Origin of the sequence: Oerskovia sp. Root918, from assembly GCF_001428945.1 — a bacterium.
GTDB lineage: Bacteria > Actinomycetota > Actinomycetes > Actinomycetales > Cellulomonadaceae > Oerskovia > Oerskovia enterophila.
On sequence record NZ_LMJG01000001.1, the window covers coordinates 152,341 to 166,329 of the forward strand.

General features: G+C 72.4%; 11 protein-coding genes. 5 read left to right on the top strand and 6 right to left on the bottom strand.

What is annotated here, in order from left to right; translation table 11 throughout:
* The first annotated feature begins 50 nt into the window (after positions 1 to 50).
* Positions 51 to 2,294, top strand: a complete 2,244-nt coding sequence (locus tag ASE27_RS00645) for a prolyl oligopeptidase family serine peptidase (protein ID WP_056644631.1) — start codon at positions 51 to 53, stop codon at positions 2,292 to 2,294.
* Positions 2,295 to 2,518: 224 nt separating this feature from the next.
* Here the strand turns inward: ASE27_RS00645 and ASE27_RS00650 are convergent, their stop codons facing one another.
* From ASE27_RS00650 to ASE27_RS00670, 5 genes are all read right to left on the bottom strand, one after another.
* Positions 2,519 to 2,707 carry a hypothetical protein gene (locus ASE27_RS00650; RefSeq protein ID WP_056644639.1) on the bottom strand — a complete coding sequence of 63 codons (189 nt, stop codon included), beginning with the start codon at positions 2,705 to 2,707 and terminating at the stop codon, positions 2,519 to 2,521.
* Positions 2,708 to 2,965: 258 nt separating this feature from the next.
* On the bottom strand, positions 2,966 to 4,135 hold the full coding sequence (locus ASE27_RS00655; RefSeq protein WP_056644642.1) for a glycoside hydrolase family 1 protein: 1,170 nt from the start codon (positions 4,133 to 4,135) through the stop codon (positions 2,966 to 2,968).
* Between the two features lie 10 nt (positions 4,136 to 4,145).
* Positions 4,146 to 5,036 (bottom strand): carbohydrate ABC transporter permease, encoded by an 891-nt coding sequence (locus ASE27_RS00660; RefSeq protein WP_369800535.1) that lies wholly within the window; start codon positions 5,034 to 5,036, stop codon positions 4,146 to 4,148.
* Between the two features lies 1 nt (position 5,037).
* Positions 5,038 to 5,961 carry a carbohydrate ABC transporter permease gene (locus ASE27_RS00665; protein WP_056644645.1) on the bottom strand — a complete coding sequence of 308 codons (924 nt, stop codon included), beginning with the start codon at positions 5,959 to 5,961 and terminating at the stop codon, positions 5,038 to 5,040.
* Positions 5,962 to 5,970: 9 nt separating this feature from the next.
* Positions 5,971 to 7,260, bottom strand: a complete 1,290-nt coding sequence (locus ASE27_RS00670) for an extracellular solute-binding protein (protein ID WP_056644649.1) — start codon at positions 7,258 to 7,260, stop codon at positions 5,971 to 5,973.
* 141 nt (positions 7,261 to 7,401) lie between these two features.
* Between ASE27_RS00670 and ASE27_RS00675 the strand changes: the two genes are divergently transcribed.
* Together ASE27_RS00675 and ASE27_RS00680 are read left to right on the top strand one after the other, a co-directional pair.
* On the top strand, positions 7,402 to 8,118 hold the full coding sequence (locus ASE27_RS00675; protein ID WP_082608358.1) for a TetR/AcrR family transcriptional regulator: 717 nt from the start codon (positions 7,402 to 7,404) through the stop codon (positions 8,116 to 8,118).
* Positions 8,115 to 11,489, top strand: a complete 3,375-nt coding sequence (locus ASE27_RS00680; RefSeq protein WP_056644650.1) for a GH36-type glycosyl hydrolase domain-containing protein — start codon at positions 8,115 to 8,117, stop codon at positions 11,487 to 11,489. Before ASE27_RS00675 ends, ASE27_RS00680 begins: the two co-directional genes overlap by 4 nt.
* Positions 11,490 to 11,620: 131 nt before the next feature.
* Here ASE27_RS00680 and ASE27_RS00685 read toward each other — a convergent pair whose 3' ends face one another.
* Positions 11,621 to 12,361, bottom strand: a complete 741-nt coding sequence (locus ASE27_RS00685; protein WP_056644654.1) for an alpha/beta fold hydrolase — start codon at positions 12,359 to 12,361, stop codon at positions 11,621 to 11,623.
* 99 nt (positions 12,362 to 12,460) lie between these two features.
* Between ASE27_RS00685 and ASE27_RS00690 the strand changes: the two genes are divergently transcribed.
* Complete coding sequence (locus ASE27_RS00690) at positions 12,461 to 13,306, top strand: YafY family protein (protein ID WP_056644659.1); 846 nt, start codon at positions 12,461 to 12,463, stop codon at positions 13,304 to 13,306.
* 180 nt (positions 13,307 to 13,486) lie between these two features.
* Positions 13,487 to 13,945, top strand: coding sequence for a YbaK/EbsC family protein (locus ASE27_RS00695; protein ID WP_056646467.1), 459 nt, complete (start codon positions 13,487 to 13,489; stop codon positions 13,943 to 13,945).
* The last annotated feature ends 44 nt before the right edge of the window (positions 13,946 to 13,989 follow it).

Sequence of the window (13,989 nt, forward strand, 5' to 3'; positions counted from 1 at the left end):
TGCGCTCACCGAGAGCCCCCGCGGGCGGACTGTCGTGATAGGACGGTGCAGTGACCACCGACTCCGCGAACGCCCCGCACCAGCCGGGCACCACCCCCTTCCACGACCTCGACCAGTACGTCGCGATCCCCCGCACGGGCGGCCTCGTGATGTCCCCGGACGGCCGCCGGCTCGTGACGAGCGTGTCGACGCTCGACGCGAAGCGCACGGCGTACGTCTCGGCGCTGTGGGAGGTCGACCCGACCGGCGAGGCCCCGGCCCGCCGCCTGACCCGGAGCACCAAGGGCGAGTCCGGCGCCGCCTTCACGGCCGAGGGCGACCTGCTCTTCACGTCGGCCCGCCCCGACAGCGACGCCTCGGCGTCGACCGAGGGCGACCCGACCTCTGCCCTGTGGCTCCTGCCCGCCGCCGGTGGGGAGGCGCGCATCGTCGCCTCGGCCCCGGCCGGTGTCTCGGCCCCGCTCGTCGCGCGCAGCGCGCCCGTCCTCTCGCTCGCCGTCGACGTCCTGCCCAGTGCGCGCGACCTGGCCCACGACGCCGAGCTGCGCAAGGCCCGCAAGGACAAGAAGGTCGCCGCGATCCTCCACACGGGGTACCCCGTGCGGTACTGGGACCACGACCTGGGGCCGTCCGAGCCGCACCGGTTCGTCGCCGACCTCTCGCACCTGACCGACGAGCCGGCCCGTCCGCTCCCGGCGCCTGCCGACACCGACGCGGAGGACGCCGTCCCCGAGCTCCCCGCAGGGCGCGTCGAGCTGCGCGACGTGACCTCCGCCGTCGGGCCCGCGCTGCGCGAGCACTCGGCGGACCTGTCCGCCGACGGCACCACGCTCGTCACCTCCTGGTCCGTCCCCGGACCGGGGGCGTCTGCGCGCTCGATCCTCGTCGCGATCGACACCGCGACCGGCGAGCGTCGCACGCTCGTCGACGAGCCCGGGGCCGAGGCGTCCTCGCCCGTCGTCTCGCCCGACGGTGCCTGGGTCGTGTTCGTCCGCGAGACCATCACGACCCCGCAGGCCGCGCCCGAGCACAGTCTCGCGGTCGTCCCGCTGCGTGCGGGCGACGGGTCCGACGGCGACCCGAGCGACGGAGCCAACCACGGCCTGCGCTCGCTCGCCGCGAGCTGGGACCGCTGGCCCACCTCGGCCGCGTGGCTGCCCGACGGCTCGGGCCTGCTCGTCACGGCCGACGACGACGGCCGCGGCCCGGTCTTCCACGTCGCCTTCACGCCCGACGGGACGGGCGACGACGGCACGGTGTCCCGTCTGACCGCGGACGACGCGATGTTCACCGACGTCCGCATCGCGCCCGACGCCTCGGCCGCCTACGCCCAGCGCGTGAGCTACCTCGAGCCCTCGCACCCCGTGCGGATCGAGCTCGCGGACTTCCTCGCGGCCCCCGTGCACGAGCGCACGCCCGTCGCGGCGACCCCGCTGCGCGGCCCGGTCGCGAGCCCCGACCTGCCCGGGACGCTGACCGAGATCGAGACCGCCGCGTCGGACGACGTCCGCGTGCGCGGCTGGCTCGCGCTGCCGCACGGTGCGAGCGCCGAGAACCCCGCGCCGCTGCTGCTGTGGATCCACGGCGGACCGCTCGGCTCGTGGAACGCGTGGAGCTGGCGCTGGAACCCGTGGATCCTCGTGGCCCAGGGGTACGCGGTCCTCCTCCCGGACCCGGCGCTGTCCACGGGCTACGGCCAGGACTTCGTGCAGCGCGGCTGGGGGTCGTGGGGCGCGGCCCCGTACACCGACCTGCTCGCGATCACCGACGCGGCCGAGGCGCTGCCCGAGGTCGACGAGACCCGCACGGCCGCGATGGGCGGGTCGTTCGGTGGATACATGGCGAACTGGGTCGCGGGCCACACGGACCGGTTCAAGGCGATCGTCACGCACGCGAGCCTGTGGGCGCTGGACCAGTTCGGCCCGACGACGGACGCGGGCTACTACTGGCAGCGCGAGATGACGCCCGAGATGGCGACCGAGCACTCCCCGCACCGGTTCGTGGCGGACATCGTGACGCCCATGCTCGTGATCCACGGTGACAAGGACTACCGCGTCCCGATCGGCGAGGGGCTGCGCCTCTGGTACGAGCTGCTGTCGGCGTCGGGCCTGCCCGCGGCGGCGGACGGGACCACCGACCACCGCTTCCTGTACTTCCCCGACGAGAACCACTGGGTGCTCCAGCCGCAGCACTCGATCGTCTGGTACCAGGTGGTGCAGGCGTTCCTCGCGGAGCGCGTGCTGGGCGAGGCCCCGGGCGAGGGGGCCGCGGGGCTTCCGACGACGCTGGGCTGACCGCGGTCCGACTCCGCGCGGGGAGGGCTCGGCGGCTGCGCCCGTGAGTGAGAGGTACTGTGCCCGTGCGGGGAGACGCGAGGTAGAACGTGGTGCGCGAGGTAGTGCGTACCGCGTTCTACCTCGCGCACCACGTTCTATCTCGGCGGGCGCTCGCCCGGGCGGAACGCACCGACGGGCGACCGTTCGACGGCGGCACGTGCGGGACGTGGGCTGCCCGGCCGCTAGTGCGACATGCGCCGGTGCGGCGGAAGATGCCGGTCGTGCGCGGCGCGGACCAGCTCGACGATCATGTAGACGATGATCGCGGCGACCAGCACGATCCCGAACAGCAGGAACCAGTTCGCAGGCCCCGACCCCGTGGGGACGTAGATCGCAGCATCGACGCTGCTGGCGAGCATGAGACCGGACATGTCGACTCCTCCCTGACCGGGAGCTCCGGGGCGGAACCCCTTCCTCCCAGGATGCACCCGGACGCAGGGGTCGCACCCGGTGAGATCGAGATCCTTGGGTCACTGCCCTGACGTGATGGTCCCCGCGCGGGGCTCTGCCGAGAACGAGGTTGTGGTCGTGATGGGCTCCATCACGACCACAACCTCGTTCTGGGCTGGCGGCGGGCGGCTCGCGGCGATCGCCCGGCTACCGGTCGGCGCCGAGGGCGCGCCCTCGGGTCAGTCGTCGAGCGAGATCTCGCCGCGGGCGACCGCACCGAGCCAGCCGAGGCTGGGCTTGGGCGTGCGCTCGAAGGTCTCCGGGTCCCAGGCGACGAGCCCGAAGGTCGGCGCGAACGAGCCCCACTCGTAGTTGTCGAGCAGCGACCAGTGGAGGTAGCCGATCAGGGGCAGACCGGCCTCGACCTCGGCACGCAGCGCACGCAGCGCGCCGCGCGTGTAGTCGATCCGGCGGGCGTCGTCGGCGGTCGCGATGCCGTTCTCCGACACGAGGACGGGGAGCCCGGTGATCTCGTGGCCCAGGCGGGCCGCCTCGGCGATGGCGGGCGGGTAGTACTCCCAGCCCGTGAGCGTCTTCTCGGCGTCGTCGGGCGCGGGGAGCGGTCCGTCGACCGTGATGCGGGTGCGGGTGTAGGCCTGGACGCCGATGAAGTCGTCGCCGCGGGCGGCCTCGAGGAAGACGGTCTCGCGCGGGTACGCGTACTCCCGCAGGACCTCCTCGGCACCGGGGTCCGCGAAGAACTGCTGCGGGGCCACGGGCCAGCCCACGGGGACCCCGACCGTGCGCACGAGCTCGACCGCGCGGCGGTGGGCCGCGATGAGGTGCTGCGTCGCGACGGGGTCGGGCGCGTGCATGGTGCCCGCCTGGAGCTGCTCCTCGCCCTTGGCGGCCGTGATCATCATGGCGAGGATGTTGGGCTCGTTGATGGTGAAGACGTGCGAGGCGGCGTCGAGCAGCGGCAGCACACGCTCCACGTAGCGGGAGAAGCGCTCGACCGACCGCGGGTCGGTCCACCCGCCGTCCTCGGCGAACCACCGGGGCGAGGTGAAGTGGTGCAGCGTGATCAGCGGCGTCACGCCGTGGTCGAGGCAGCACTGCACGACGCGGCGGTAGTGGTCGAGCTCCGCGAGCGAGAACATGCCCTCGGCGGGCTCGATGCGTGCCCACTCGATCGAGAACCGGTAGGACGTGAGGCCGGACTCGGCCAGCAACCGGATGTCGTCGGCGTAGCGGTGGTAGCTGTCCGCGGCGTCGCGCGACGGCTCGGCGAGCGTCGAGCCGGGCGCGACCTCGCGCGCCCACCAGTCGCTGTTCACGTTGTTGCCCTCGATCTGGTGGGCTGCCGTCGCGGCGCCCCAGACGAAGGGGTCGGGGAAGGTGAGAGGCATGGGGTATCTCCTACTTGATGCCGGTCATGGCGATGCCCTGCACGAAGTAGCGCTGCAGGAAGAGGAAGAGGATCAGGATCGGGGTCACGACGAGCACCGAGCCGGCCATGAGCAGGCCGTAGTAGGTGCCGTTGGAGCCGACCGAGTAGAGCGAGAGCGCCACCGGGAGGGTGTACATGTTCTCGGTCTGCGCGACGACGAGCGGCCACAGGAAGTTGTTCCACGAACCGAGGAACGTGAGGATGCTCAGCGTCGCGAGCGGCGGCCCGCACTGGGGGAGGACGATCCGGAAGAAGATGCGGAACTCGCCCGCGCCGTCGATCCGCGCGGCCTCGATGAGCGCGTCGGGGATCCCGAGGATGAACTGCCGCATGAGGAAGACCCCGAGCGGACCTGCGAGGAAGGGCAGGATGAGCGCCGGGTAGGTGTTGACGAGCCCCATGTTCGAGACGAGGACGAACATCGGCACGAGCGTGACGACGCCCGGGACCATGAGGGTCAGCATCACGAGGGCGAAGAGCACCTTCTTGCCCGGGAACCGCATCTTGGCCAGTGCGTACCCGACCATCGAGCAGAAGATGATGTTGCCGAGCACGACAGCGACGGCGACGACGATCGAGTTCATGAAGAACTGGCCGTAGTTGAGCTGGGACAGCCACTTCTCGTAGTTCTCGAGCGTCGGGTTCTCCGGCCACCAGGTGATGGGGCGCTGCAGGAGCTCGCCCTGCGTCTTGAAGCTGCCGAGCAGCATCCAGATGAACGGCATGAGCGTCAGCAGGAGCCCGACGACGAGCGCGGTGTACGTGGCGCCGCGCGACCAGCGGATCGGGCGGCGGGGGCGACGCACCATGGTGCTCGTGCCTGACGGCGCGGGGGTCGCCCGCGAGGACGTGTGGGGCATGTCAATCCTCCTTCGACCGCAGCAGGCGGAACTGGACCGCGGCGAGGGCGGCGATCAGCGCGAAGAGCACGTAGGCCGCCGCGGACGCGAACGCGTAGTTGCCGTAACCGAACTGGTTGTAGACGTAGTAGCTGATGGTCAGCGTGGAGTTGACCGGTCCGCCCTTGGTCATGACGAACGGCTCCTCGAACACCTGGAGGAACCCGACGGAGAGCAGGACCGCGCCGAGCAGCAGCGTCGGGCGCATGAGCGGCACCGTCATGGAGCGGAACCGGCGCCATGCGCCGGCGCCGTCGACCTCGGCCGCCTCGTACACGTCGGTCGGGATCGCCTGCAGACCGGCGAGGAAGATGATCATGAGCGTGCCCATGTTGCGCCACGCGGCCATGACGATGATCGAGGGCATGGCCCAGGTGCTGTCGTTGAGCCAGTCGGGCCCGTTGATGCCGACCCAGCCCAGCACGGTGTTGACGAGGCCGGAGTCCTGGAGGATGAACCGCCAGACGACCGCCACGGCGACGATCGACGTCACGACGGGGGTGTAGAACCCGACCCGGAAGACGCTGCGGAACTTCTCGATGCCCGAGTTGAGGGCGACGGCGAGCGCGAGCCCCAGCGCCATCGTCAGGGGGATCCCGACGACGACGAAGAAGAACGTGTTGCCGAGCGCCTTGCGGAACAGCTCGTCCTGGAAGACCTGCGCGAAGTTGTCGAGGCCGACGAAGTTCACCGCGAAGGGGGTCTTGATGTCACGGATCGTGAGATCCGAGAACGACATGCCGAACGATGCGAGCAGCGGTCCCAGCATGAAGACCGAGAAGACCGCGACGAACGGCAGCGCGAACAGCCAGGCGACGACGGCTTGGCGTCGCCGGTGGACGGCGCCGACTGAGCGCCGACGCCGTCCCTCGGTGGTCGTTGTCATGACGGTTCGTTACCAGCCGAGCCCGAGCGCGTCGGCCTTGGCCTGGATCGTCGTGGCGGCGTCCTCGGCCGTGACCTGACCGTTGGCGACCTTCTCGGCCTCGGTCTCGATCGTGGCGGAGAGCTCGTCCCAGCTGGGCACGGTCGGCGGGGCGATCGTGTTCTTGAGCTGCTCCTGGAGGACCTGGGTGCGGGGGTTGGCCGTCAGGGCCTCGTCGTCCCAGGCGCTGTTGACGGCCGGGAGGTCGTTGGTCGCGGCGTACCACTCCTGCTGCGTCTCGGGCTCCGCGAGCCAGCGGACGAGCTTCCAGGCGCCGTCGGCGTTCTTGGCCTCGTTGAAGACGCCGAGGTGCGCGCCGCCGATGTAGGAGTCGTTGTTCGCGGTCCCCGCGGGGACGGGCACGGTCGCGACGTTCTGCTCGACCCAGTCCTCGCCCTGCATGTCGGCGAGGACGTTGACCATCCAGGGCCCGGAGATGAACGCCGGGTCGGAGCCGTCGACGAACGCGCTGTTCTGCGTGTCGCCGTAGCCGGAGAGCGGGGACAGACCCTCGGTGAAGAACGAGGCGTAGTAGTCGAGCGCGTCGACCATCGCCTGGTTGTCGAGGTCGTAGGCGTCACCGGCCTCGTTGAAGATCGATCCGCCGGCCTGCGAGTAGAAGGGGAGGATGACCTGCGTGGAGTCCTCCGCATCGCCCATCGGGAGCTGGAGGCCGTAGGTGGAACCGTTCGCCTTCATGGCCTGCGCGAAGGCGGTGAGCTCTTCCCAGGTCGTGGGGGCGGCCACGCCGGCGGCCTCGGCGAGGTCCGAGCGGTAGTACATGACGCGCGTCTCGACGTACCACGGCACGCCGTACTCGACGCCGTCGGCCACGGTCGAGGCCGCGGCTCCCTCGACGAAGTCGCCGCTGTCGACGAGCCCGTCGGGGACGGGGGCGAGGCCCCCGGTGGACACCATGGTCGGCATGAACGACGTGCCGATCATGATCGCGTCAGGCACCGTGCCGGCGGCGACCGCCGTCTGGAACTTGGTCATGACGTCGGCCCACGGGATCGTGGTGACCTGGACCTTCGCGTCGGGGTTCTCCTCCGTGAAGCCCTTGACGAAGTCAGGGAGCTTCTCGCCCTCTTCGCCCATGGCCCAGACGGTGATGTCGCCGGTGGCGGGCGAGTCGTCCACGGTCGTCGTGGTCGCGCCGCCGGTCTGGCGATCGGCCGACCCTTCGTCCGCGCGCCCACAGGCGGTCAGTGCCAGGAGTCCGACGATGCCGACGGCGACCGCCTTGCGTCCGAGCTTCATGAGCAATCCTCCTCATCGAGTGTTCGGCTCGATCTCTGAGCCGATGCGAAACTACCATAGCGTGCGCTCGGTTAGTCTTTTCACCAGGGGTGTCCGGAGCCGTACCGTGGATACCGACAAATCCTGACGAAGGAGACGGTGATGACCCAGAGCGGGCCCGGCACGCGAGCTGCCGACACGGCAGCGACCCCGAAGACCCCCAAGACCCCGGACCAGGGCAAGCGCCCCGACGGACGGCTCGTGCGCGGTGAGCAACGTCGGCGCGAGATCCTGCGGACCGCGGTCGAGGTGTTCGGCGAGCAGGGCTTCCGCGGCAGCTCGTTGCGAGAGATCGCCGCGAGGGTGGGAATCTCGGAGGCCGGCCTCCTGCACCACTTCGGGAGCAAGGCAGCTCTCCTGACGGCGACCATCGAGGAACGCGACCGGCGTGACCTCGAGCGCCGGACCCGGGCGGAGACCGACGGGGCCTCCCTGCTGGCCACCATCCGGGACCAGGTCCGTCGCAACGCCGAGACGCCGGGGCTCGTGGGGCTGCACGTCGTCGTCGCCGCCGAGGCCACGGAACCGAACCACCCCGCGCACGACGTCGTCCGGGACCGCTACCGGGCGCTGCGCCACCAGGACGACACCCGCTTCCGGGACGCGATCGACCGCGGCGAGCTGCGCCCCGAGGTCGATCCGCAGGCGATCGGTCAGCTCTTCTCCGCGGTCATGGACGGGCTGCAGCTCCAGTGGCTGCTGGACCCGGAGAACGTCGACATGGTCGCGCTGTTCGACCACTTCGTCGCGCTGCTGCAGCCGGCCCGGGACGCCGAGACCACCACCGACGAACACACCACAGAGCAGGAGTCCACGTGACCAGCACCGCCATGACTGCCGCCCCCGCGGGCGCGACCCTCACCTCGGGCGAGATGACCGTCGAGCTCACGGTCGGCGGGGACGTGCGCGCCGTCCGGACCGGTGGGCTGCTCGTCAACCAGTACCTCCCGGGCGAGCACGACCGCATGCCGGGCGGCGTGGTCCTCCGAGCGACCCACACGGACGGGACGGTCGAGGCCGCGCAGCTCACCGGTTCCGCGCCCGCCGTGACAGGCGTCGAGACCGCCGCAGACCGGGTCGTGTGGTCCGGCGAGGCGCTCGGGCTGGCGTCGCGGGTCTCGCTCACGGTGGACCACCGGACCCTCGTGTGGCGCGTCGACCTCGTGGCCGGGGGCGGCGCCCGCGTGGACGCGGTCTACGACGTCGTGCACGTCCAGGACCTCGCCCTCGCGCCGCCCGCGGCCGCGCTCTCGAGCGAGGCGTACGTCTGCCAGTACCTGCTGCACCGCGCGCTCGAGCACCCCACCGCCGGGACCGTGCTCGTGAGCCGGCAGACCATGTCCGCGCAGCCGAGGCTGCCGCTCGCGGTCACGTTCCTCGTCGAGGGGGCAGCGGCCCACCTCACCGACTCGTTGCAGGTCTTCACCCCGCGGGCACGTCGCGACGGCGTGCCGCACGGGCTGCTCGGGCCCGTCACCTCGGGCGTGCTGCAGTACGAGTACGCGATGCAGACGCTCGTGTCGCAGCCCCTCGACCTCTCCGCAGGAACGGCCCAGGTGCACGCCGTGACCGTGGTCGACGTCGACGCGCGCGGACCGCTCGACGCGCACGTCGACCAGGTGGCGGGCTGGTCCGCCGCGGCCGTCGCCGTCGCCGCGGACGAGCGCACCGCGGAACCCCTGCCCACGACGGGCTCGGTGCTGCGCGACGCTCCGCTCCTGGCCGGGGACGAGCTCGACGAGGCCGGGCTGGTCGCCGCGCTCGGGCTGACGTCCGACGAGGTCCTGCTGCCCGAGCGCGACGCCGACGGCGCGCTGCTCTCCTTCTTCACCCCGGGCGGGTCGCACGTCGTCGACGGACGCAAGGAGGTCGTCACCGAGCGGTCGCACGGCCACGTCCTCAAGGCCGGTGACGCCGTCGTGCCCACCGACGAGGTGCTGTCGGTCACCGCGTTCGCGCCCGGTGTCTTCGCCTCGCACGTCGTCCTCGGCAACACGACCGCCAACAGGCTCGCCACGGTCCACCGCCACCATCTCAACCTGCTGCGCAGCAGCGGGCTGCGGGTCCTCGTCGACGACGGCCGAGGCCCTCGGATGCTCGGCGTGCCCTCGGCTCTCGTGCTCGACGTCGGCGGCGTCCGCTGGCTCTACGAGACCCCGCTCGGCCGCGTCGACGTGCGGACCGTCGCCCATCATCGACAGGACCGCGTCGACGTGAGCGTGCGCTGCGAGCGCGCGCTGGGCGTCACGGCGACCCTCGAGCTCGATGACGAGGCCGGCGGCTGGGTGGCCGAGCACACGTCCGAGACCTCGCTCGTCGTCCGTCCCGTCCCGGGCGCCGACGTCGCGACGCACTACCCCGACCTGCGCTACGCCGTCTCGTCGAGCGCCCCCGTCGTGCTCGAGGGGGCCACGGCGCACCGGGTGAACAGCTCGTCCGGCTCCGGCGCCCTGACCCTCGCGATCGCGGGTTCGCTGCACGGCGACGCGGAGGCGCTCGCCCTGGTCGCGCCCGAGCACGACCCGCTCGCCGACCTCGACGCGACGCTCGCCGGTCATCTCGAGACGGTGCGCGGGCTCGTGCGCGGGCTGCGCTTCCAGCCGCACCCGGACCTCGCGACGCAGGAGCTCGACCTCCTCGTGCCGTGGTACGCGCACGACGCCCTGATCCACTTCCTCGTGCCGCACGGGCTCGAGCAGTACTCGGGCGCAGCCTGGGGGACCAGGGACGTGTGCCAGGGACCGTTCGAGCTGGCGCTCGCCGGTGGCCGCACCGACATCGCCCGGCAGATCGTCCTGCGGGTCCTCGCGCACCAGCACACGTGGGGCGGGTTCCCGCAGTGGTTCATGTTCGACGCCTACGCCGAGCGGTACAACGACTCCTCGCACGGCGACGTCGTCGTGTGGCCGCTCTTCGCCCTCGCCCAGTACCTGGAGGCGAGCGGTGACCTCGAGATCCTCGACGAGGTCGTCCCCTTCTGGGACCACGCCCACCGGCGCCCTGCCTCGGAGGGTCCGGACGCCCGCGCCACGGTCGCTGACCACGTCGCGCGGATCCTCGACCACCTCGAGACGGACCTGCTCCCCGGCACCTCGCTGCCCGCCTACGGCGAGGGCGACTGGGACGACACCCTGCAGCCGGCGGACTCGCGGATGCGCACCAACCTCGCCTCGACCTGGACGTCTGCGCTGCTCGTGCAGGCCTCGCTCCTCCTGGCCCGCACCACGGCGGGGCGGGACGACGTCCTGTCCGCACGTGCCGCGACGCTCGCCGCCTCGGTGCGCGGTGACCTGCGCGAGCGCGCGCTCGTCGACGGCGTCATGGCCGGGTACGTGCGGCACGACGAGCTCGGCGACGAGCTCGTCATCCACCCCCGGGACACGAGCACGGGGATGCGGTACCGCCTCATCCCGATGACCCAGTCGATCCTCGCGGGCATCCTCACGCCGGAGGAGGCCGAGGAGCACGAGCGCCTCGTCGTCGAGCACCTGCTCTTCCCCGACGGCGTGCGGCTCATGGACCATCCTGCGGCGTTCAACGAGGGGATCCCTCACACGTTCCTGCGGGCCGAGCAGGCCGCGAACGTCGGGCGCGAGGTCGGGCTCATGTACGTGCACGCGCACATCCGCTACGTCGAGGCGCTCGCCGCGCTGGGCCGTGGACGGGCTCTCGACGAGCTGCTCCGCATCAGCCCGTTCGACCTCGGCGCCCGCATCGCCCATGCCGTGCCCCGGCAGCGCAACGCGTACTTCTCGTCGAGCGACGCGGACTTCCCCGACCGGGCGAGCTTCGCCCGCGACTTCGAGAAGCTCCGCGACGGGTCCGTGGGCGTGCGCGGCGGGTGGCGGGTCTACTCGAGCGGTCCGGGGATCTACCTGCGCCAGCTCGTCCAGGGCGTGATCGGCCTCACCGAGCAGTCGGGTGCGCTCGTCGTCGACCCCGTCCTGCCGACGACGGCCGACGGGCTGACCGTCGACCTCGAGGTCGGAGGCCGGTCGCGTCGCGTCGTCTTCCGGGTCCGGCAGACGGTCGCCCAGGTGGCGGTCCGTGCGGGGTCGGGGCCCGACGACCTCGAGGTCGTGCCCGCTGCGCCGCGCGCCGGCGACTACCGGGTCCGCGGCGTCGTCGTCGCGCCCGGGGGCCTGGGTGACGCGACGTACGTCGAGGTCGAGGTGCCCGCCGGGTCGTAGCCGCACCGGGCCGCGTCGGTGCCCGCGACGAAGCACGGGTCGGGGTCGTCCTGGGTTCCAGGACGACCCCGACCTCGTTCTCGGCGGCTCGCCGGCTCGGCGGCCCAGCCCTGGACCCGGGCGACCCGACGCTACGCCCGCGCCGCCCGGACGATCTCCGCCGCGAGGTCGGCCGGGCGCGAGAACATGGGCCAGTGCCCGGTCGGCAGGTCGACGTACGTGACGTCGAGCTCGCCGAGCTCGGTGTGCAGGGGCGGCCCCGGGTGCGCCATCTGCCGCAGGACCTCCGACGGCAGGCTCGTGCAGATGACGGTCGCCGGGACGTCGAGCCTCGCCGGGTCGCTCACCTGCACCCGGCCTCCGGCCACGCCCGCGGGGTGGGGGACCGCCCGGGCGCGGAACCGGGCGAGCCCGGCCTCGTCGATCCCGTCGAGGCTCGATCCGGCGGCCTCGAGGTCCTCCCACGAGGGCAGCGGGAGCTCGACCGTCCCGGCGGGGAGGTCGGGGGCCAGCGAGGCCCCGTCGACGAGCGGGCCCGTGTCGACGTGGACCGTCCGGCGGATGCGTGCGGGGTCCCGGTCGACGACCTCGTGGATCACGGGCCCGCCGCCGCTGTGCCCCACGAGCACGACGTCGCCCTCGAGCGGCGCGACCACGTCGCGCACGGCCTGGACGTGGTCCTCCCGGGTGAGGCCGCTGCGGTCGGTCGTGACGTCGTCGAGCCCGGGGAGGGTGACGGCGTGCGGTGCGAGGCCCGCGGCCTCGAGGTGGGGGACGACGTCGTCCCACGCCCACGCCCCGAGCCAGAAGCCCGGGACGAGGACGACGTGGACCTGCTGGTCGCTGCTGCTGTGCTGCGCTGAAGTGGTCATGAACCCACCCTCGCCCGGCCCTGGTGACACCTGTCTGTCACCATTGTTCGAGGGGTTCTGCGACCGCTTCGTCGACGGCCCCGGACCGACGGAGGCGACATGAACAAGACCGAGCGGCTCTACGCGATGGCCGAGGAGCTGCGTCGCGCGGGACGCACAGGGACCACGGGCGCCCGGCTGGCCCGCCTCTTCGAGGTCAGCGAGCGCACGGTCAAGCGTGACGTCTCGGCACTCCAGCAGGCCGGGCTGCCCGTGTGGGCACAGGCGGGCCCGGGCGGCGGGTACGTGCTCGACCCGTCCGCGTCGCTGCCTCCCGTGAACTTCTCGCCCCAGCAGGCCGTCGCGGTCGCGGTCGCGCTCGCCGCGCTCCCGCCCGGGAGCCCGTTCGCGGTCGACGCCGCCGCGGCGCAGGGCAAGGTCTGGGACGCGCTGGGGCCCGAGGCGCGCGAGCGCGCGTCGGCGCTCGCGGCAAGGGTGTGGATCGACCGAGGAGGTGCCGACGTCGGCCGCAGCGACGCGCCGGGTGGACCGGTCGTGCCCGACGGCGCAGCGGCCCCGGGGGCGGACGTCGCCTCGCGCAGTCCCGGCGTGCCCGACGGCGCCGCGCGCCCGGGGGCGGACGTCGCCGCAGGTGGCCTCGTCCCGCGCGCCCACGCCCACCTGCAGGTCCTGCGGGCGGTCGAGCAGTCGCTCGCCCGGTCGGTCGTGCTCGCCCTCCGCTACCGCGACGGGCGCGGCAACGAGTCGGCCCGGAGGGTCGAGCCCGTGATCCTGGCCCACACCGAGGACGCCTGGTACCTCGTCGCGTGGTGCCGCTCCCGGGAGGCCATCCGCTGGTTCCGGCTCGACCGCGTCGAGCGCGCGGACCTCACGGGCGAGACGTACGTGCCGCGGCCTGTCGCGGAGGTGGGGACCCCGCCGTCGGGCGCCGTGCCTGTCGCCTGAGCGGTCCGCGGCTCGCGGGGCCACGCCGAGAACGACCTTGCGCCGGGTCGAGAACGGGGTTGCGGCCGTTCAGAGGCTCAGAACGACCGCAACCTCGTTCTCGGCACCGAAGGGGCGATGATGGCCCTGTCCACCACGCGCCGCACCGACGCCGCACGTCCGACCAGAGGAGCCCCGTCCGTGAGCATCGACCGCACCCGCGCCTTCTTCGACGCCCGGGCCCCCGACCTCACGGTCCTCGACACGGGACGGAACACCGCGACGGTCCAGATGGCGGCCGACACGCTGGGTGTCGAGCCGGGGCAGATCGCCAAGACGCTCGCGCTGCGCGACGGCGAGCGCAGCTTCCTGCTCGTGACGCGCGGGGACGCCCGGGTCGACAACGTGAAGTTCAAGGCCGCGTTCGGGGCCAAGCCGCGCATGCTCGACGCCGAGAGCACCACGGCTCTGACCGGACAGCCGATCGGGGGAGTCGGGCCGTTCGGCCACCTGGAGCCCGTGACGGTGTACTGCGACGTGTCGTTGCAGGGCTTCGAGACGGTCTACCCGGCGGCGGGGAGCCCGACGAGCGCGTTCGCGATCACGCCCGACCGGCTCGCGGAGCTGGCCGGCGCGGAGTGGGTCGACGTCAGCCGGTGACCCCTTGGCCCATGTCGATCGTCGCCGAGGCCCTGCGGGAGTCG

What these genes read in the sequence shown, in the direction of transcription:
- ASE27_RS00650 (WP_056644639.1), bottom strand. Translation starts at nt 2,707, where the DNA reads ATGTCCGGTCTCATGCTCGCCAGCAGCGTCGATGCTGCGATCTACGTC.
- ASE27_RS00655 (WP_056644642.1), bottom strand. Translation starts at nt 4,135, where the DNA reads ATGCCTCTCACCTTCCCCGACCCCTTCGTCTGGGGCGCCGCGACGGCA.
- ASE27_RS00660 (WP_369800535.1), bottom strand. Translation starts at nt 5,036, where the DNA reads ATGCCCCACACGTCCTCGCGGGCGACCCCCGCGCCGTCAGGCACGAGC.
- ASE27_RS00665 (WP_056644645.1), bottom strand. Translation starts at nt 5,961, where the DNA reads ATGACAACGACCACCGAGGGACGGCGTCGGCGCTCAGTCGGCGCCGTC.
- ASE27_RS00670 (WP_056644649.1), bottom strand. Translation starts at nt 7,260, where the DNA reads ATGAAGCTCGGACGCAAGGCGGTCGCCGTCGGCATCGTCGGACTCCTG.
- ASE27_RS00675 (WP_082608358.1), top strand. Translation starts at nt 7,402, where the DNA reads ATGACCCAGAGCGGGCCCGGCACGCGAGCTGCCGACACGGCAGCGACC.
- ASE27_RS00685 (WP_056644654.1), bottom strand. Translation starts at nt 12,361, where the DNA reads ATGACCACTTCAGCGCAGCACAGCAGCAGCGACCAGCAGGTCCACGTC.
- ASE27_RS00690 (WP_056644659.1), top strand. Translation starts at nt 12,461, where the DNA reads ATGAACAAGACCGAGCGGCTCTACGCGATGGCCGAGGAGCTGCGTCGC.